Below are 20,286 nucleotides of genomic sequence, written 5' to 3'. Positions count from 1 at the left end.
TTAGGACACCCACAGCTTAACCTCCCCCCTCAGACATCTATCAGGGGGTGGGTTATTTTTTTGGAAAGCATGGGGTAAAGGCTCAGATTTTTAAGATATACTCTGGCTGGTCCTCATCGCCCGAATCCTTCTTACCTAATTTTAATTCTTTGAAATAGATTTGAATCCCTTCGGCTAATTTTTCGCTAATACCCTCAACTTCAGCCAGTTGTTCCACGGTTGCTCTGCGTATTTTATCCACAGAGCCAAAGTGTTTGAGTAACTCCATTTTGCGTTTCTGACTGATACCTGGGCAGTCGTCCAACAAGCTCTCTGACATTCTTTTTTTAAGCAAAAGTTGGTGATATCCATTGGCAAAACGATGTGCTTCATCCCTCAAGCGTTGGAGAAGGCGCACGGCACCTGATTCGAGTGAAAGGACCAAAGGGTAGGGTGTTAGTGGACGGAAAATTTCTTCCCGCTTCTTAGCCAAGCCAATAATCGGTTGCTCAAACACTTCTAATGCTTGAAGCTCCTTAACTGCTGAACTTAATTGCCCCTTACCGCCATCGACCACAATAAGATCAGGAAGTTTGCCACCTTCCTTAATCACTCGTTTGTAGCGACGTCTTACAACTTCCGCCATGCTGGCAAAATCATTCTGCCCCTCTACTCCTTTGATACGGTATCTTCGATAATTTGATTTATCTGGTCTGCCATTTCGAAAACATACCATGGAAGCCACCACATGAGTTTCTGAGATATTGGAAATATCAAAACATTCCATGACTTCAGGAATTGCCTGTAGGCCAAGGACATTGCGCAACTCCTCAAGATCCTTTTCTGGCACAACCGTGCTAGGAACCTGGCGCAAGAACCGTTTTTGAGGCTTGGTTGTTTTGCGAATACTCTCGATCATGTCACGCAAATCAGCAGCTTTTTCGAATTCCATACGAGCTGCTGCCCGTTTCATATCCTGCTCCAGTGCTTCTAAAATCTCTCCTGACTTCCCTTCCAAAAAAGAACAAGCCTCCTCAACTTGTTTCAAATATTCTTGTTGAGACACCTTGCCAATACAAGGCGCCGAGCAATTTCGAATCACATCATCATGACAATGCTTGTAATCTTTATCATTGGGCGTGCGAGGACGGCAATTCCGCAATGAGAAGCGACGACGCATCATATCCAGTGTCGCTCTCAGAGCGCCACTGTGGGCAAATGGGCCAAAATAACGCGCTCCATCATCTTTCTTGAGGCGCGTTAATTGGAAGCGCGGATAAGGATCTTTCAAACTCACCTTTACGAGAAGAAAGCGCTTATCATCGCGAAAGGTAATGTTGTACTTGGGGCGATATTCCTTAATCAAGCGCCCTTCTAGGAGAATCGCTTCCGGCTCGCTACGAACAACATGGACTTCTAGATCGCAAATACTGTCTACTAGAGCCCTTGTTTTTCTGTCTGCTTTAGTTCTTTTGGATGGGTGAAAGTACTGACTGACACGTTTGTGCAAGTCCTTTGCTTTACCAACATAGACCACGCGACCTATACGGTCGCGATAAAGATAGACACCTGGTTTATGGGGAAGTTCTCTGACTTTTTGTAAAAGCGCAGATTGATCGGCCATTACTCCATCACTTCCTCAGCACACAGATAGGCTGTTTACCCTCCGGCAATAGCGGGAACAATACTGACCTCGTCTGATTCTTTGAGAGGTGTTTTGAGGTCTTCCAAGAAGCGAACGTCCTCACCGTTCACATAAATATTTACAAAACGACGAATCGTTCCCTGCTCGTCAAGCAAGCGTTCCTTCATACCTGGGTGCTTGCTTTCGAGGCTTTCAATTAAAGCGTCAATATTGGCCGCCTCAATTTCTACCGTATCTTGATTATCTGTTAATGTCCTTAAAGGGGTTGGAATACTTACTTCAATAGCCATATGAATCCTTACTTTTAATTAGAGTTAACGAGTTCACCACTTGTTGACAACATAGCATCAAACTCTTTCAAACTTGGGTTAATACAACGTGGAGCGCCAATATGGTCAGCAACCGCCTCTGCCGTTTTCAAACCGTTACCTGTAATACAGAGCACAATAGGCTCATTCTTGGGCAACTTGCCCGAGGCAATTAACTTTTGCGCGCAAGCCAGTGTTACGCCTCCTGCCGTCTCGGCAAATATTCCCTCGGTTTCTGAAAGTAGCTTGATGGCGTCAATAATCTCCTGATCTGTAGCTGCTTCAGCGGAACCTTCCGTTTCCCGCATGACGCGGACGGCGTAATAACCATCAGCAGGAGTTCCTATGGCCAATGACTTAGCAATGGTGTCAGGCTTTTGCACCGGCTTAATCAAATCACTGCCATTTTTATGTGCTTCACTGATTGGCCCACACCCCGTGGCCTGAGCACCATGAACGAAAAATTTGCTTTCCTCCACCAATCCTACTTTCACTGCCTCTTGGTAGGCCTTATGAATCTTGGTGAGAAGAGATCCACTGGCCATAGGCACTACAGTATGAGCGGGAATCTGCCAACCCATTTGCTCAATAATCTCAAAGCCCATTGATTTAGAACCCTCAGCGTAGTAAGGACGCAGATTGACATTTACGAACCCCCAACCGTATTTTCCTGCAATCTCAGAACATAGACGGTTCACCTGGTCATATGGACCATGAATTCCAATCACATGGGTTCCATAAACTAAGCTATTGAGAACTTTGCCCTGCTCTAAATCTGCAGGAATAAGCACGTAGCTTGGCAAGCCTGCCGAAGCCGCGTTGGCCGCCACTGAGTTCGCCAAGTTTCCCGTAGACGCGCAAGCTACGGTTTCAAATCCAAGTTCCTTTGCCCGAGATAAAGCAACCGATACGACACGATCTTTAAAACTTAGCGTCGGGTAATTGACTGCATCGTTCTTCACATAGAGTTCTTTAACACCTAAAGCCTTCGCAAGACGGTCAGCTTTAACGAGAGGCGTAAAGCCAACTTGCAAACCTACCGTTGGGTCTTCGTCAATGGGGAAAAGTTCACGATACCGCCACATAGACTGCGGACGGCTTTCAATCTTCTTGCGGGAGATTGCATCTTTGATTTTGTCATAATCATATGCTGCCTCCAAAGGTCCAAAATCGAATTCACAGACATGAATCGCTTTTTTAGGATAGAGCCTTCCACACTCCCTACATTTTAAATTACTAAAAAATTCTTCTGCCATAATCTTTCTTCCTGTTGCTCCTATCAAGATACATGGAGAAGTGTAAGGGATTTAAAAAAGCTTTAAGGCTTTTATCTCCCTCATCCTTCCATGGTTACTCATGGCTGGGTTTAGCACCTGGACGAATCTTTGCAGATTCCGGTTGCCGCAGCTTCAATGGGCCAGTCCCTCTGCTGCTCTTGATAAGAGTTTTATTAGGTTACTTGAATGCTTAAGCTTGTCAAGCATCTCGATCGCCTCATTCGTAAGAACATGATTGCCTAAGTTTTTGTGGCGATACAAAGCCTCGTAACCATCATCCGGATTTAATAATCTGTCCCTTCCCTCTACCTACATATTTATAAGAAGTGAGCTCCTCCAAAGCCATGGGACCGCGGGCATGGATCTTATCGGTACTAATACCAATCTCTGCTCCAAAGCCAAAGGCCGCACCATCCGTAAAACGTGTTGAGACATTCCAGTAAACGGCAGCAGAATCGACTTTTTGCAGGAAGGTTTCTGCTGCCTGCTCATTTTCTGTCACGATTGTATCCGAATGATGGGAGCCATATTTTTCAATATGCGCTATCGCCTGATCTAAGCCCTCTACTACTCTTAGGCCGGCTTTGAGATCCAGGTATTCGGTAGACCAACTAGATGGCGCTTTAAACTTCGTTTCCAATGCCTTATTAGTCTGACGATCAGCAAAAAGTTCCACCCCCTTCTCCAACAAGGCATCGATCAGCTTCTTGCCGAGCTTTTTAGCTACGGTGGCATCGATTAGTAGTGTCTCCATGGCATTACAAACCCCGGGTCTCTGAAGTTTGGCATTCAAGACAATCTCTCTGGCCATTTTGAGAACAGCATCTTGGTGAACATAGACATGGCAAATACCATCATAGTGCTTGATGACTGGCATCCGCGAGTGTTCGACTACTTTTTTGATTAGCCCATGTCCACCGCGAGGTATCATCAAATCAATTTGCTCATGCATCTCACACAAAATAGGAACTGCTTCTCGATCAGTGGTCGGTAAGACCGTTACCACTTCTTGAGGGAAACCACATGCTTTGGCCGCCTCGCCAATCAATTTACCCAGGGCCTGATTTGAATAAAAAGCTTCTTTCCCTCCGCGAAGAATCGTCACATTACCTGTCTTCAAGCATAGGGTGGAAGCATCAACGGTAACATTGGGACGTGACTCAAATATAATCCCAATCACTCCAATGGGGACTCGGACTTTTTGCAATTGAACTCCTTGACTCTGTTCCCATCCCTTGATTACCTCACCCACTGGGTCGGGTAGCTCAATCAAGCGCTGAACTCCTTGGACCATAGATGTCATGCGCTTCTTATTGAGTTCTAGCCTATCAAGCAATGCATGGGAAAGTTTTGCTTTTTCTCCTAGCTCTAGGTCCTTGGCATTGGCCTCAGCAATTGCTTGCCGCGATTCTTTAGACTCCAGCTTGTTTGCGATTTCCTGGAGCAATTTATTTTTTTGATCCGTGCCGGCATCTGCCAAGCTACGTGAAGCCTCTTTGGCTTTAACCGCAATATCTTTGAGATGCTTTTTGAGTTGATCCTGCTTACTTGGCATTGACTTTTTTTCTATTTCCGGAGGTTTTAGTGACAAACAGTGTCCCTACCTTATGACCTTTTAAAACATCTCCAATAATACCATTGATACGGCCATCTACAATATGCATAGGAATTCCTTCCTTCATCATTAACTTGGCGGTATTTAATTTTGAAGCCATTCCCCCAACAGAAAGCTCACTTTCGGCGCCCCCAGCGTAGCTCTCGATCCGTTTATCAATCTTATTAACTTCATAAATAAGGCGCCCGCCCTTGGAATTGGTTCGCAATCCATCGACACTCGTAAGGATAATCAAAGACGAAGCCTCGGCTAACAAAGCAACTTGCGCACTCAACATATCGTTATCACCAAAGCGGTTGAGCATGGCAATTTCCTCAAACGAAAGTGCGTCATTCTCATTGAATATGGGCACACAATTCCCCAGACCCAGGAGTGCTTCCACGGTGGCTCTAGCATTTTTATAGAGAGATCTGCTATCTAGATCCCAGGATGTCACCAAAATCTGTGCACTACAAAGACCGAATTGCGCGAACACTTCTTGGTAAGCCCCCATCAACACGGGCTGACCTATACTGGCGCAAACTTGTAAATCAGCAAGCCCTTGCGGACGCTTGGTTTTTCCTAAAACACCCATGCCGGCGGCAATCGCGCCAGATGAGACCAACATCACCTCATACCCCCGTTTCTTTAGCTTGGAAATTTGCCTAGCTAAGGAGCTGATCATCTCATGATTCACTCCTCCCTGGTTTGAAGTCAAAAGACGGCTTCCAATTTTAACAACAATTCGCTTTCCATTTCTCTTCATACCTGATCTTGCTTCCTTGGTGATTCTTGCCTATTTGTTAAGGTGAGACATGTATAAATGAAAGCCCAAACTTCACCCAGAAATCAGAAAATCCTTATTTTTCTATTCCTCTTATGCTTAGTGCTGACGCCTATTCTGTCCGTTTTGTTCTTTGCGATCACCGGCGGACTGGAGCAAACTATACAGGATGCCGCGGCAAAATAACGCTTTTTTGTCATCTCTAATCCTATGACTTTTGAAATAATCATCGTCCTCATTCTACTTGCCATCGTGCTGGTAGCCTTTTTCAAAGAATGGGCTCCTCCGGAGATCATTGCCATGAGTGCATTTGGATTCTTGCTTGTATTCAGTGCCATTAACCCAACTCTAAAATTACTTAATCCCGAAGACGCTTTTTCGGTTTTTAGCAGCAAAGCCCCTATCACAATTGCTGCCATGTTTATCTTGAGCGGAGCTCTTCAACAGACCGGTGCCATTAATGGCATCACTCGTCTACTGACAAAGCATCTGAGCTCGAATCAAATCTTTTTGCTACTATGTGTGACCGTATTTGTTGCACTGGCCTCGGCATTTGTGAATAACACCCCAATTGTGGCCATTTTCATCCCGGTTCTTTTAAGTTTGGCTCGAACACAGCAGGTTGCTCCTTCAAAGCTCCTCATCCCCCTTTCCTACGCAGCTATCATGGGAGGAGCCTGCACACTTATTGGCACCTCCACCAACTTGATTGTATCTGATATTTTTACTTCGCCGGCTTACAACTTCGGGAAGATTGGCTTTTTTGAAATCACTAAGATAGGCCTGCCTTTACTACTCATTGGCATGGCCTATGTCATTATTTTCGGACCTAAATTACTGCCCTCGCGGCAAAATGTTACCTCGGTGCTGAGCCCCGAAGAACGCAAAACTTTTTTATGTCATGCCCTGATTCAACCTAACTCCCCTCTTATTGGCATCCGTTTGACCGAAACGAAGCTCGCTCAGAACGCTACTCTTTTCCGGATTATTGAAATCAGAAGGCATGGCACTCGTTTGACACTACCTTTGAATGAAGTAATCATTCGCCCCTACGACCGAATCCTTTTTTCTGCATCTGAGAAGTACATCGTATCATCCGAAGATCCTGAAAAAAAAGACCGGGAGCTTTCCTCAGAACTCTCTGAAGAGCTGGGTGTTCAAACACTTTCTGTCATAGAAGGTTCTATTATAGAGGGAATCATTGCCCCTCACTCCAGCCTGATGGGTAAAAGCATCCGCGAAATTCGTTTCCGGCAAACCTATGGCATGCTTATACTAGCTATTCACCGACAAGGAAAAAATCTCTCCAAAAACTTTCTCGACGAGCGTCTGCAATTTGGTGACACCATCTTAATGCTTGGACCTACCACAACTTTTGCCCAGCTCAGAAATATGGGAGACCTCATGCTTCTCGAAGATCAAATACCCGAAGTCGCCAATAAAGATAAGGCCTGGATTGTTTGGGCAACTATGGCAGCAGTCGTCATCGTGGCTGCAATTGATAATGGGATCTCTATACACGTATCCGCTATTCTTGGATGCCTCGTCGTCCTATGGACTAAATGCCTTCAACCAGATGACGCTTACAAATCAATTGATTGGGGAGTGCTTTTTCTCATCTATGGTATGCTAGGGATAGGTCTTGCTATGGAAAAATCAGGTGCGGCCAACCTGGTCGCCGGCTCATTTGTAGACATTATCAAAACACTCGCTGACAATCAATTTCTGCCTTATGTGGCCCTTGGCTGCTTCTATCTGATTACCAACTTACTTACGGAAGTCATTTCCAATAGCGCAGCCGCCATCATTATGGCACCTATTGCCATCAACAGCTCGTTAGCTTTGGGACTGGACCCCCGCACTTTTGTTATCGCGGTTATGATCGCTGCTTCGGCTTCATTCCTGACTCCTATCGGTTATCAAACCAATACCATGATTTATGGTGCCGGGGGATATCGTTTCACGGATTTTACAAAGTTCGGGCTGCCTCTGAGTATTCTTTTTTGGGTAACCGCGACCTTGCTCATTCCTATTATTTGGCCTTTTCAGAACAGTTGAGCCGGACTGAGATGGGTTGCATTTTACCCATTGATCTATAGGGTGCTAACACCATGACTGAAAAAATTATTGAAGGACTCAAAGCATCTATTGAAAGGAGTATTGATCAACTAGCTGAAACGAAGGATATTCAAGATAGAAAAACAATATCCGAAACTATTGAAAATCTCTCAGATACTTTGATCGCATATCTAGATTCTATGAATCCTCTTAATGGACTCGGTGATATTTACGATGATGACGAATTCCTCCAATAACCTTTAGATTCTACAGGCCCCTTTGAATATGCGTGTTCACTACTTACAACATGTTCCTTTCGAAGGCCTGGGAAGTATGGAACCGTGGTTAAGAGCGAATGGCCACCAAATCACCCATAGCCCTCTATTTGATTCCGCAGCGCTGCCTGCTAGTAGTGCGTTTGATTTCCTCATCATTATGGGTGGGCCCATGGGAATTTATGATGAAAAAAGATATCCGTGGCTCGTTGAAGAAAAACGCTTCATTGAAAAAAACATGAGCGATGGAAAGCCCATGCTTGGCATTTGCCTGGGGGCCCAGCTGATTGCCAACGTCCTTGGAGCTACAGTTAAGAAAAATCCACATAAAGAAATCGGTTGGTTTGAAATCACAAAAGCGGCAGAACTGGAAAAGACTCCCTTGACAAATAGCTTTCCCGATAAGGCCCATGTTTTTCACTGGCATGAAGATACTTTTGAGATTCCTGGAGGTGCTTCCCACCTCGCCCAGAGTCATGCCTGTGCTAACCAAGGCTTTATTTACCAAGACAGAGTGCTCGCCTTACAATTCCATTTGGAAACTACCTATGAATCCGCAAAAGCTTTAGTAGATCATTGTGGGAATGAACTAGAGGAGTCTGCCTCTATACAAACGCCTGAAGACATGCTCTGCAACGCAGACAGATTTGCCCATATCAAAGAAATCCAGGCAGATGTTCTGAAGGTTTTTACTAGAAATGGATTCATAAAATAGGCATCTTCTGGCTTACCCATTCCTATGCGCTACCGAGTTGATCATCACACCCATTACAGCTACTCTGAACCCGTAGTTTATTCAGATCATGCCACCCACCTCATTCCCCGTGAGCTCAGCCATCAAAGCGTTACTTCATCGCAAGTCACTATTAGCCCAACCCCAGGTTTTCAGGAAAACACCTTTGACTACTTTGGCAACTCAGTCACCGCCTTTACCTTAAACGAAGCGCACTCTGAACTCAAAATAGACCTCAGTCATACCATCGACATTAACCCGCAACCAGACTCACTTCTAAGCACCTCTACAGCATGGAATCTGGTTCCTTCTACTCTGCAAAATCAACCATCTGAAGAACACCTTCACGCCCTTAATTTCTGCTATCCTTCGGCTTATGTGCCCTACCAAGAATGTTTAAGAGAATGGGGCAAAAAACTTTTCAAGAATAAACTACCTATCCACGAACTAGCACTTTTACTCACCCAAAAAATCTACGACGAATTTACCTTTGATTCCACCGCCACTACTGTTTCTACTCCTATTGAAGAAGTATTCGAAAGCAAACGCGGAGTCTGCCAAGACTTTTCTCACCTTATGATTGCATGCTTACGCAATTACGGACTGCCCGCACGATATGTAAGCGGCTATCTAGAAACCGACCCTCCGCCGGGGCAAGAGAAAGTTCTTGGTGCCGATGCCTCCCACGCCTGGGTTTCCGTTTACTGCACCAACCTGGGTTGGATCGACTTTGACCCTACCAACGATTGTATTGCCAAGGACCGTTACATTACCCTGGCCTGGGGTAGAGATTACCTAGACGTCTCTCTGATCCGAGGGGCTCTGACTGGAGGCGGGAACCATACCATCAAGCTGGCAGTTGATGTGACAAAGATTAACTAAAGGAATGCCTAGTCTTTTTGCGCCGTGTAGGGCATGCTTGCAAGGTAAAGATCTAGCCTGCCTTGCACATCAAGCAACTGATTTTGTTTAGCAGCATGATCCAACGTATCCTCTTGATTAAGCAAGTCGATAGATTCTCGGACGGTTGCAATTGCTTTTTCGAATTCTCCATTTCGTGCATAAGCAGCAGCTAGAGTATCCAGCGTCGAATGATTTTTTTCCTTCTCCACCGCTTTCAAAGCAAGCTTTTGAGCTTCCGTGCCGTTTAAAAAATTCACCTCGCTGCTAGTGGCATAAATCCAGGCGAGATTATTTAAAGAATCCTTGGTGTAAGCTTCCTGCTCAGCAGCCTTGCGATACCATGTTAAGGCCTCGCTTTCGTTCCTTTCTGTGCCTGCTCCGTTATAATAAATACTGCCCAATCTGTTTTGGGCCCAAGTGTTTCCTTGCTCAGCAGCTTGCAAATATAATTCTATTGCCTTTTCCGCATCTGCGCCCCCGACTGCCTTGTTTCGCTCTCTGGCCCAGTCAGCATCCGAGGGGTCATAAAAACTTGCCAGCTTAGCCATACAGTCCTTGTGTTTCAGTTCGGTGCCTCTTCGATAGAGTTTTAAAGCACTCTCTAAGTGTTTCCCATTATAGTGTGTACCCTCCAAGAATAGATTTCCCAATCTATAGCAGGCCCATGCTTGCCCTCGCTTTGCAGCAGTTAAGTAGAGGGATGCAGCACGTTTAGCATCGGCCCCTCCCACAACTTGGTTTCGCTCTTTTGCCCAATCAACATCCGAGGGATCAAAATAACTTGCCACCATCGTGATACACTCCTTATCATCTAGTTTACCTCCACGCATGTAGTATCCAAAAGCTTGCGCGAGATTTTTTCCCTGCGGATGTCTACCCTCCAAATAGATATTGCCCAATCTGAAAAAAGCCCTGGCATGACCTTGTAACCCAGCCTGTAAATACAACTCAGCAGCTTTTTCAGGATCAGCGCCTCCGACTACATTGTTTCGCTCTTGGGTGCCTTCAGCATCTGAGGAATCATAAAAACTTGCCAGCATAGTTGTGCTCGTCTCGCTTCCCAATTGACTGGCCTTTTTAAACCAATCATAGGCTTTTCGGAGATTCTTTCCACCAGGATGCAAGCCATTGAGATACAATCTTGCAAGACGGTCACAAGCAAGCACTTCCCTCTTATTAGCGGCTTCTAAATATAACTGGGCAGCCTTATTAGCGTCTGCTCCACCTACAATTTTATTTCTTTTTTTAGCCCATCTAGCATTAGAGGGATCATAAAAAGTTGCCAGCATACTGGTGCTAGACTTGTTTCCTAATTGACTCCCCTTTTCATAATAACTATGAGCCTGTTGCAAATCGTTACGATTAGGCTTCTTATCACAAAACCCGGCGAAATACCACTCCCCAAGGTCATGAGCTGCTACTGAATCCCCTTCCATGATCGCTTTTTGATAGTATTTCATGGCTCTGTCGCAGTCTCTGGGCAGAATTTCCCCGTCTTTGAAGAACTCACCTATTTGGCGCGGGGTATAGAGAGCTAGCAAAAATCTCTCGTGCTCTTTCATCTCCGAATCATCCTCAATATAACCCAATAAGCTAATCAGAGATCTTTTATCTACGGGAAGCGCTTCTATGACATGTTGTAACGCCACTCGAGCCTTACTAGCTTGATCCTCTCTTTGATACTTGGAGAGGGCGGCTGCCCAAGCCGATTGTGCCTGAATGGAGTCCGGATTGATTTCAACCGCACTTTGGTAGCATTTTAGAGCCAAATCAATCTTCTCTTGCTTTTCCAGGGATTCTGCAAGTTCAATTAATTCTGTAAGACTAGCATTCCACGCCAGCTTGGTAGCTAAGATAGCATTCTCCACGGCCTCAGTATCATCTTTTTTATAGGTGGTATAGACTTGTCTTTTGCAACTATAAGCAAAGCTGTCTGCAGGATCTAATTGAATGATTTTATCCAATAAGGACAGCACTTTATCCGAATCAACATCTTCGCGAAGCACCTGAATGAGGTTTGAAGCATTTTGATCGATTGAAAAAGTATCGAGGGCACTCGAACCATTACCATCTCCAGGCTCAGCCTGTTTCCACTTACAGAGATTGACCAAAACCTTCCCCTTTAGAAAATGCTTCTCCTTGGGAAAAACTTTATGCAGCAGGTCGAGCTTCTTAAGGGCTTGCTCAGATTTATTGCGATAATGCAGCTCAGCAGTAAAATTCGATACCATGTAAGCCAAGGCTTGTTGCTTACTAATCACATGCCTATTTTCTTGATTCTGGAGAAATTGCTTGTAGCTAGTTTCTTCTGAAAAAAGTCTTTTGTAAGAGTCATGATCTCTTTCTAAAAAAGAAAACTCTGTCGCTTCTATAACCCTCTGCTTTCGTTGGGAATCATGGGAAATAAAAGCATGTCGGGGGATGGCTTCCATTTCCAGAGGTAATTGCAAATGCTCTGCTAATATGAGGTAGAGCAGACTGAGGCTTAAACAATTACCTTTCCCTTGAGCTAAAGTATAGCCAGGAAAACTATCATTGCCTTGTTCCAAAGAGGCAACATAACCCAGCCCTAAGCCATGATTTAAAAAACTATTGAGGCATTCAACTTTTTCTTCAACCGTTTGTGCCTCCTGCATTTTGAGGTAACGCAAAATCTCATTATGGACCGATTTTAATAGGAACATGCTTTTATGAATTTCAGTCTTCCTGGATGGATCTAGCTGTAACTCTGTATAAAATACTTTAGAGCTGAATGCTTGATCTTCACTATGATCTCTGAGTACTTCTTCAAGATTATTCCAAGGAAATTCGGGCAAGTTTTCTGAATTAAATGGATTTCCCAGGATACTATCTAATCCCTCATAAAAGTCCTCTGTTTCCCCGCTATCGTTCTTATATAGCCCCCTGGCTATCGTATAAGCATGGGCGGCATCATTCACTTGCCCGGCTAGAAGTCTTGCCAACGCAAGATTTTTCCAATCATAAGCTTTGGATTGTCTATCCCCAGACGCTTTACATGCAGCTCTTTGAAAATGTTCCACTGCTTTTTGATACTCACCCGCCTTCATAAGGAAGCAACCCAAAGCTCCCTGAAGACGATAATCTTCAGGATGTGCATCAACAAATTCCCGCGTCAAAGTTAACCCATCGCTGATCCTGTCCCTTTTATAAAACAAATTAGCAATCATTATGGCACAGGTAGCCGTGGGATTTAATTGGTAGTTTTTTTGGTATGCTCTGAAAAGTTCATCTCCTGAGAGAGCGATGAATTGTTTATGTTTATCAGCCTTATCTACAAAATTCGTTTCTTTATTTTCCAAGCTAAATTGCATCAACAAGGCTAAAAAATAATCGTTAAGATATTTAACTTCCTCAGGAAATTGGTCGACTAAATCTAATGAAACTCGCACCAGCTTATCGGCATCTGGACGAACAAAAAAGTCACGGAACTTAATTAAAGAATAATAATCGCGATTATATTTATGTTTCTCAGGAGTTGCTTCTAATATTTCATCGATTACCTCCGCAAGCTGAAGCATACTCTCCTCTTTTGACAGGACCTTCCATGGTGATGATTTTTCATCGTCCTCAGTAGAACCTATCAACTGACGAAGCTCATCAAGTGCATACTGTATCATGTCACTATTAGATAGCTGGATATAGTGAATCAAGAGCTGCTTGCTAAGAAATTTGTAGTAAAAGGCCGTATTATCAGGAGCAAGTTTACAGGCTTGTTCCAAGTGATCGATTCCTACAGACGCATAGTAATCTGTATTAAGCAATATATTGGTAGCCTCGGGATTCTTTATGACATTGGCACGGTATACAGACAACCTCGCATGAACGTTTTCAAAACGATAGGCCTTGGAATAGAAATCCGCATTCAGGGCGTTTTCACCCTTTTGTTTTTGTATCTCGAAAAAGGCCTCGCCAGCATCTAGCCATTGCCTAGAGACGTATTGCCAATATTCTGTCTTAAGTTCGTGAGGCTTAAGAGTTAGAAAAAGACCTAGAACATCTATGTAGACTTTCATTTTCTGAGGATTAAAGAGGAACGCTTTATGGTAGAATTCTAAGGCTTGCTCATGTTGCCCTAAAACTGCCAGCGCCTTTGCTTTAGCTAAAAGAAGATCCGCCGCACCAAGCTTTTGAGCAGATAATCCATCAATGGACTCTAAGATTTTTTGAGCCTCATGATGTAACTGAAGCTGATGCTCTTGCTCTTTTTCGGATAAGACCTCAATGATCTGCCATCTAATGCTGATGACCTCTTCCCTTGAAGATGCATCTGTCAACTTTTTATGAAGTTCCTCCAATCTTGCTTCAACTGAACCCTCTAATAGATCTGTTCGATATCCTTCCAAGAAGCCTATACTTACTTGAAAATTAACTTGCGATATCAACTCCTTCTTTTGCTTATCTGTTAGCTGTAAATCTCGAAAGGATGACTCGGCTGTAGCGTGGCCTTTACTTCCCCCCAGAAGGAGAAGCAGTGTATATAAAAATGCATATGATCTGAGACTAATTCGGTTGTTCTTAAGCATACAATAACATTAAATATCCTAGCATAGACGGTGTGCCTCTATCAATCTTCATCCCTTGGCATAGTCATGTTCGAGATATAAAATTACTAGCTTTGGCACTCTCCTGTTGCTTGAAATTGAAGAGTGAGAGACTCATTCTCCTCATGCACAGCCTTAACCCGGATGATGCAGTAGAGACTTGAAGAGCTGCGCAAAATCTTGATCCCAAGAAACAGAGAGTTTGTCAGAATTGATCATTGACTCGAAACGCCCCATTAATCTGACATGCACGATGAAGTAAGATTTCTATGAAATTTTCTAAAGGAGCTGGCAAAGCTCCATCTTTTATTTTTCCTCCGGATTCGTGGTAGTGAAAGCGATATTCCAGATCTTGGATGCCTTACAGATGTCAATGACGTTGATGACATTTTGATAGTCCGTTTTAGCATCTGCCCTGAGGATGACAGCTTGGTCAGGAAAATCTGAGGTAACTTGGGTGAGAATACTTTGAAGCTCTTCTGCTGCCAGTGTTCTGCGGTTGATGATGATATCCCCAGCTCTATTGACATTAATCAAAATCTCTCCGGGCATGCGTGTCGAGGTTTCGGATTCGGTTGCGGTGGGCAAGCTGACACTCAGCTCGGCCTCGTAACGGGAGATATTCCAAGTAAGCAAGAAGAAGGTAAGCAGAAAGAGAATCACATCAATGAATGGAGCCAGTTGCAGTTGCATAGGCTCGTCTTTGATGTGCTTAGAAAGGTTCATTTAGCATTTTCCTTAAGGATAATTCGAGTGCGAACCATGAGGTCGGAAAGAGTGGTCTCAAAGTATCCAATAAGGTAGCTCACCCGCGTCCTAAATATGGCATAGAAGAACATAGCCAGAAGACCAATGCTTAATCCAAGAGCAGTAGCCACCAACGCTTGAGAGACGCCACCGGCGAGCATCACTGAGCGCATAGGCGTATCATCTGATGCCAGCTCACCAAAGGATCTGAGGATACCAATAACCGTTCCAAGAAGCCCCACCATAGGTGCCATGACTCCCAAATCCATGAGAAGAACATTGGGAAGATTAATACGCATGGTTTGTCGGTTTCCTTCGGATTCTGCGATCTGATTAAGCGAAGCCAGGTCAATAGACGGGTTGTCTTTAGCAAAGTGCAGAACTTTGCTTAGAGATTTAGCACATGCTTCGTTCGATTCATCACAAAGGTCGAGCAAATCCCTCATCTTGGTATCAGAGAAATCGTCCTGGGCCTTTTTGAGAAACTCCTGAGACGCAATGTTTTGTTCTCGCAACCAGACAAAATTAAAAATGATAAGCCCTAAAATGAGCAAGGAGAGAATAGCTAATGGATAAAGGACCCATTCGACAGATAGGATGAGTTCCATGAGAGATTGAGAATCTGCTTCGGCCGCCTCAGCAGCAGGTTCTGTGGTAATTTCCTGGGCTAGGAGGAGCTGAGGTAGGAGGAGGGCTAAGGAGGTGAGACTAACTATAGTCTTGAATAATCGAGGTAACATTAATAACGGTTATAGATGGAAGGCCACGAAGGTCAAAAGATAAAATTGCCAAGATCTTATGCCCGCCTATGCCAGTCAATTCTCAGGGAACATCTTGTCAGATCAGAATTCCTGATCTATATGAGATAATGGTTATCGCCTCATGTCTTAATACGCTTCGAGCCACTGGCAAGTGGGTGATCCAAACTTCTACAGCAACCGGTCAGGTGAGTCTGCTGATGGTGGATATACTCCGGTCCATGTGGCGTTATAAATTGCGGTGGAAATTGTTTATGGAACAACTGCTATTTGTTGGAGTTCGATCACAATTTGTCGTTTTAACTACGGGAGCTTTCACAGGGGCAGTGTTTGCCGCACAGGTGCATTTCCAATTTGTCAGACTAGGCATGGAGTCAGCAGTAGGGCCTGTGGTCTCTGTGGCCATGTGCCGGGAGTTGGGAGCCGTGCTCTCATGTTTATTAATTGCTGGTCGTGTGGGCGCCGCCATGGCCGCTGAAATCTCGTCCATGAAAATTACCGAGCAAGTAGATGCTCTGCGTTCTATGGGAGTCTACCCCATAGAGTATTTAGTTGTTCCCAGATTTCTGGCTTTAACCATTTCTGCTCCTATTTTAACGGGATTGGCTTTGATTACTGGGATAGGCTGCGGTTATCTCGTAGCGGTACCTATTTTGGGAGTAGATGGAGCTTATTACTTGGAGAATACAATAAAGTTCACAGGTGCTAGTGATGTCATGATCGGCCTGACCAAAGGGACATTATTTGGAGTGATTATTTCAATTATTAGTTGTCACAAGGGGCTGAATCCAGAAATGGGGACGGCCGGCGTGGGAAAAACAACGACAGAAGCAGTTGTGAATGCATCTCTAGCGATATTGGTTTCGAATTTCTTTTTCACATTCTTGCTGAATAACCTCTTCTTAGACAGTTAAGAGATATGTTACTCAGGGTAAAAAATATTAAAAAACGTCTAGGACAGCAACAGGTGCTGGACGGTGTCTCACTTACGGTGGATGAAGGAGAACGGCTCGTGATCATCGGGCGCAGCGGCGGAGGAAAGAGTGTGATGCTTCGCCATATCATAGGGCTAATGCAGCCCGATGAAGGTGCCGTTTATTTCGATGGGACTAATTTTTCAGAGTTGAGTGAAGAGGACTTAAATCCTTACAGGCGAAATATCGGCATGCTCTTTCAGGCAGGAGCTCTATTCGATTCCTTATCAGTGGAAGACAATTTGGCCTTCCCTTTAAAGGAGGAGCGTCAAGACACCAAAAAGGAAATGAACAAGAAGATTGCGGAGGCTTTAGAGTTAGTGGATTTGCCGGGGCAGCAAAAGAAAATGCCTGCTGAACTAAGTGGAGGAATGAAAAAGCGAGTCGCATTGGCCAGAGCAGTTATTTCCCGGCCCAGGTTGATGCTCTATGATGAACCCACTACAGGTCTGGACCCTGTGGTAGCAGATAGTATCAATAAATTAATTTTAAGAATGGCTGAGCATTTTAATATGGCGTCCATCGTGGTCACTCATGATATGGTAAGCGCTTACATGATCGCTCACAAAATAGCCTATTTGCATTTAGGGCGTATTTACTGTGAGGGAACACCAGAGGAGTTTCAGAAGAGCAAAGATCCTCTTGTTCATAAGTTTGTCAATGGAATGTCAGATAAGGAAGATGTGACCGTGTATTAAGCGATGAGATTTTTAAAATAGCAGTGATGAAAGGAAGGTGACGTGAAAGATAGTTTAGTTGAAGTGAAGGTGGGCGCTTTTGTGCTTCTGGGTCTTATCTCAATAGGCGTATTAGTTGTGGTCTTTAGTGGTTTCAAAGGTTTTGTAGAACCGACCTACACGATCTATGCGAAATTCGATAACGCTAGCGGCATTTTAAAAAACTCCAAAGTGCTGCTACGCGGTGCCAAGATAGGAGACGTCCCAGAAAAACCCGAGATAGTGGATGGAGGAAAATCTGCTCAATTGGTTCTTCAAATCAAGAAGGATGTGATGCTTCCAAAGAACTCTACTTTCAAAGTCGGTTCTTATGGGTTATTGGGAGACCGTTATGTAGATGTGATTCCTGGCAGTAGTAGTGAGTTTGTTCAACCGGGAGATACCGTCGAGGGTGAAAGAAACTTGGAGATCAATGAGTTGGCTAGTGAGTTGGCGAAAAAGATTGACCCGGTCATGCTCAAGATTGATGCAACGATGGATCGAATTAACAATGATCTTCTAACTGAACAGTTGTCCGAGGATATTCATGGCTTAGTAGCCAATGCGAGGGGGTCGATGGAGAAGTTGAACGGCATTATGGAAGAGGCCGAAGAAGGCAACGGCGTTTTACATACAGTCTTAAAAGATAAAAAGGTAGCGGATGACGTGAGGATCATGGTTAAGGAATTTAAGGCCCTTGGTGAAAACTTGCGCCGCGGTGGAGTTCTATTTTACAAAGACCGCTCCGAGGAAGATCAGAAGAAAAAATAGCTGCATTTTGTATAGACATTTTATGAGTGATTGTGCAGCGATTCTTTTAGCAGCAGGCAGAAGTCGCCGCTTAGGCTATGATAAAATTTTAACACCCATAGCAGGTAAGCCCGTAGTCCAGTACTCCCTAGAAGTTTTTAAGGAGATGGATGCTGTTGGTTCCATCATCCTTGTGACTAGGCCTGATCTTATAGAGAGTCTCAATCAGATGTCTGAAAGACTAGAGATTGACAAGCCTATTGAAATCATTGAGGGAGGTAAAGAGAGGCAAGATTCCGTTTGGGCAGGCTTAAGGCATTTAAAGGGCAAGACTGACTACGTTGCCGTTCACGACGCCGCTAGACCCCTATTAACTGAAGAGCTAATGAAACTACTCTTAGCCAAAGCTAAAGAGGTAGGTGGAGCCATTTGTGGGCAGAGTGCAACGGATACGATGAAGCTCAGCTCTCAAGAAAGCATGATCCTTAAGACTGTAGACCGAGCAAATATTTGGACCGTGCAAACACCCCAAATTTTTCGAACCGAACTCATCTTAGAAGCGTATGAGTGCGTTCACCAAGAGGCGACAGCTATTACAGACGATGCCTCCGCGATGGAAGCCATAGGTAAACCTGTTGCTCTAGTAGATGGTGGAATCATCAATATGAAAATCACACATCCACGTGATTGGGAAGTCATTGAGTTATTATTGAATCGTTCAAAAGGATTGAAATTGCGCCAGATAGGACATGATTTATGTAATAGTTTAAGCCCAATCATGGGCTACTTACCCTTAGTTGAAAAATATGGAGGCGACTCAGAGAAGTTTCGCAATTACGTCAGCAAGATGCAAAAGTCTTCCGAGCAGTCACAACTTTTATTAAATCAATTCCAGGAATTAGTAAGAATTATATTTCCTAAAAATGAGGATAAGATTTAAGTCGAAACACAGTCATTACCCGTTGACATTGCCTGACCTATACTGCATTAAAGATGTTAGAGTATGCGTATGAAAGATAATATTATTCGAAAGCAGTCTCTAGCCAATATGTGGATGGGGGTTGGATTGCTACTCGTTATTGTGCCCGTAGGGGTTAGCGTGCTTAGTATACTGATTGACCCTAAAGACCCTTTCCGTGAAGCTCAGATGTTAGGTTGGGCCTTTTACCTTGTCTTATCATTACTACCTATTGGGGTGGTTATATGTATTGGATCATTTAGCTGGATGGCACTTCTCAAAAAGCAGCTTTTAGCTGCACTTGAAGAAGATGATGAATTGGAGGAAGAAAGTCAGCGATCTAAGTTGATCGGGCGCCCCACACCTGGTGAGAGACCTGATTTACGCCCTCCCTCAGGTAATCATTAATCTTCTTTTCCGTATTTCAGTTATTGACCTCCCGGTAAATTTAGCTTCAACTGCTTCTCATGAGTAGCACGCCTGTTGTCATGAGTGTAGCTGGTTCTGATTGCAGTGGAGGAGCAGGTATCCAGGCAGACTTAAAGACTTTTAGTCACTTAAATTGTTATGGTACAACTGCGGTTACTTGCATCGTAGCGGAAAATCCTACAGAGGTAAGAAGCATTACTTCGCTTCCAGCAAAAAAAGTCCGAGAGCAGATGGAGCTGATCTTTGATGCCTTTCCAGTTAGCGTGGTCAAAACGGGCATGCTTTACTCCAACTCTATTATTAAAGAAGTCTGTTCATTTTTAAAGCAGATCGATTCTCTGAAGCGACCTAAAATAGTTGTAGATCCCGTTATGGTTTCAACAACTGGAACAAAGTTGCTTAGGAAAAATTCAATTCAAACACTTTTAGAAGAGTTATTTCCTATAGCTACTCTTATTACTCCAAATATCCATGAGGCTCAATTATTATTAGCTAAAAAAATTGTTAATGAATTAGATGCGGAGCAAGCTGCTGAGTTATTATGCAAGCGTTGGGGTGCTGGTGTTTTGGTAAAGGGCGGGCATTTAGCTAAAGATGCTGTAGACTTTTTAGCCGCAAGTAAAACCCACCAAAGCTATAGAACTGACCGGATTAGGGGTGTTAAGACAAATGGAACTGGATGCACATACTCAGCTGCTATAGCCGCCTATTTAGCACAGGGGAATAGCCTGACCGAATCTGTAGGACTCGCAAAATCTTTTATGACTAGAGCAATTAAAAGCCATTTGAAACTCGGCCATTTCAAGGCTCTTAATCATTATGTAGTAGAGCCATAA

General features: G+C 44.1%; 18 protein-coding genes and 1 riboswitch. Of the genes, 10 read left to right on the top strand and 8 right to left on the bottom strand.

The features are described 5' to 3' along the window. Positions 1-82: 82 nt before the first annotated feature. From AAGA18_09180 to proB, 5 genes are all read right to left on the bottom strand, one after another. Entirely contained in the window at positions 83-1,603 is a 1,521-nt protein-coding gene (locus AAGA18_09180; protein ID MEM9445511.1) for an excinuclease ABC subunit UvrC, read from the bottom strand. 35 nt (positions 1,604-1,638) lie between these two features. Further along, positions 1,639-1,914 (bottom strand): ubiquitin-like small modifier protein 1, encoded by a 276-nt coding sequence (locus AAGA18_09175; GenBank protein ID MEM9445510.1) that lies wholly within the window; start codon positions 1,912-1,914, stop codon positions 1,639-1,641. A 14-nt stretch (positions 1,915-1,928) separates the two neighbouring features. Next, the gene (gene thrC, locus AAGA18_09170; protein ID MEM9445509.1) at positions 1,929-3,188 is read right to left on the bottom strand and encodes a threonine synthase; all 1,260 of its coding nucleotides are present in this window, start codon (positions 3,186-3,188) and stop codon (positions 1,929-1,931) included. Positions 3,189-3,265: 77 nt separating this feature from the next. Beyond that, positions 3,266-3,377: riboswitch (SAM riboswitch) on the bottom strand. Positions 3,378-3,483: 106 nt separating this feature from the next. Next, positions 3,484-4,764: a glutamate-5-semialdehyde dehydrogenase gene (locus tag AAGA18_09165; GenBank protein ID MEM9445508.1), complete on the bottom strand. Its 1,281-nt coding sequence runs from the start codon at positions 4,762-4,764 to the stop codon at positions 3,484-3,486. After that, positions 4,754-5,569 (bottom strand): glutamate 5-kinase, encoded by an 816-nt coding sequence (gene proB, locus AAGA18_09160; GenBank protein MEM9445507.1) that lies wholly within the window; start codon positions 5,567-5,569, stop codon positions 4,754-4,756. Before proB ends, AAGA18_09165 begins: the two co-directional genes overlap by 11 nt. Before the next feature lie 228 nt (positions 5,570-5,797). Here proB and AAGA18_09155 point away from each other — a divergent pair, with 228 nt between their 5' ends. The 4 genes from AAGA18_09155 to AAGA18_09140 are packed head-to-tail and all read left to right on the top strand — an operon-like array spanning position 5,798 to position 9,535. After that, the gene (locus AAGA18_09155; protein MEM9445506.1) at positions 5,798-7,645 is read left to right on the top strand and encodes an SLC13 family permease; all 1,848 of its coding nucleotides are present in this window, start codon (positions 5,798-5,800) and stop codon (positions 7,643-7,645) included. A gap of 53 nt (positions 7,646-7,698) precedes the next feature. After that, the gene (locus tag AAGA18_09150; GenBank protein MEM9445505.1) at positions 7,699-7,902 is read left to right on the top strand and encodes a hypothetical protein; all 204 of its coding nucleotides are present in this window, start codon (positions 7,699-7,701) and stop codon (positions 7,900-7,902) included. Positions 7,903-7,930: 28 nt separating this feature from the next. After that, complete coding sequence (locus AAGA18_09145; protein MEM9445504.1) at positions 7,931-8,635, top strand: amidotransferase; 705 nt, start codon at positions 7,931-7,933, stop codon at positions 8,633-8,635. A gap of 24 nt (positions 8,636-8,659) precedes the next feature. Further along, entirely contained in the window at positions 8,660-9,535 is an 876-nt protein-coding gene (locus tag AAGA18_09140; GenBank protein MEM9445503.1) for a transglutaminase family protein, read from the top strand. Positions 9,536-9,543: 8 nt separating this feature from the next. Here the strand turns inward: AAGA18_09140 and AAGA18_09135 are convergent, their stop codons facing one another. The 3 genes from AAGA18_09135 to AAGA18_09125 all read right to left on the bottom strand — a co-directional run bounded on the left by AAGA18_09135 (position 9,544) and on the right by AAGA18_09125 (position 15,605). After that, on the bottom strand, positions 9,544-14,100 hold the full coding sequence (locus AAGA18_09135) for a transglutaminase family protein (GenBank protein MEM9445502.1): 4,557 nt from the start codon (positions 14,098-14,100) through the stop codon (positions 9,544-9,546). A gap of 324 nt (positions 14,101-14,424) precedes the next feature. Beyond that, a complete protein-coding gene (locus tag AAGA18_09130) occupies positions 14,425-14,844 on the bottom strand; it encodes a biopolymer transporter ExbD (protein MEM9445501.1) in 420 nt (139 codons plus the stop codon). Continuing rightward, positions 14,841-15,605: a MotA/TolQ/ExbB proton channel family protein gene (locus AAGA18_09125; protein MEM9445500.1), complete on the bottom strand. Its 765-nt coding sequence runs from the start codon at positions 15,603-15,605 to the stop codon at positions 14,841-14,843. The genes AAGA18_09130 and AAGA18_09125 overlap by 4 nt, the downstream gene beginning before the upstream one ends. Positions 15,606-15,673: 68 nt before the next feature. Here AAGA18_09125 and AAGA18_09120 point away from each other — a divergent pair, with 68 nt between their 5' ends. The 6 genes from AAGA18_09120 to thiD all read left to right on the top strand — a co-directional run bounded on the left by AAGA18_09120 (position 15,674) and on the right by thiD (position 20,286). Further along, positions 15,674-16,537 carry an ABC transporter permease gene (locus AAGA18_09120; GenBank protein MEM9445499.1) on the top strand — a complete coding sequence of 288 codons (864 nt, stop codon included), beginning with the start codon at positions 15,674-15,676 and terminating at the stop codon, positions 16,535-16,537. Between the two features lie 5 nt (positions 16,538-16,542). Next, on the top strand, positions 16,543-17,295 hold the full coding sequence (locus AAGA18_09115; protein MEM9445498.1) for an ATP-binding cassette domain-containing protein: 753 nt from the start codon (positions 16,543-16,545) through the stop codon (positions 17,293-17,295). 42 nt (positions 17,296-17,337) lie between these two features. Further along, on the top strand, positions 17,338-18,084 hold the full coding sequence (locus AAGA18_09110) for an MlaD family protein (GenBank protein MEM9445497.1): 747 nt from the start codon (positions 17,338-17,340) through the stop codon (positions 18,082-18,084). Positions 18,085-18,106: 22 nt separating this feature from the next. Continuing rightward, positions 18,107-19,003, top strand: a complete 897-nt coding sequence (gene ispD, locus AAGA18_09105) for a 2-C-methyl-D-erythritol 4-phosphate cytidylyltransferase (GenBank protein ID MEM9445496.1) — start codon at positions 18,107-18,109, stop codon at positions 19,001-19,003. A gap of 69 nt (positions 19,004-19,072) precedes the next feature. Continuing rightward, positions 19,073-19,429, top strand: coding sequence for a hypothetical protein (locus AAGA18_09100; protein MEM9445495.1), 357 nt, complete (start codon positions 19,073-19,075; stop codon positions 19,427-19,429). Between the two features lie 59 nt (positions 19,430-19,488). Further along, positions 19,489-20,286 carry a bifunctional hydroxymethylpyrimidine kinase/phosphomethylpyrimidine kinase gene (gene thiD / locus AAGA18_09095; GenBank protein MEM9445494.1) on the top strand — a complete coding sequence of 266 codons (798 nt, stop codon included), beginning with the start codon at positions 19,489-19,491 and terminating at the stop codon, positions 20,284-20,286.

The organism is Verrucomicrobiota bacterium (assembly GCA_039192515.1).
Classification (GTDB): domain Bacteria; phylum Verrucomicrobiota; class Verrucomicrobiia; order Methylacidiphilales; family JBCCWR01; genus JBCCWR01.
Note: the sequence above shows the minus strand (reverse complement) of the source record. Positions and strands in the feature narration are given on the sequence as shown.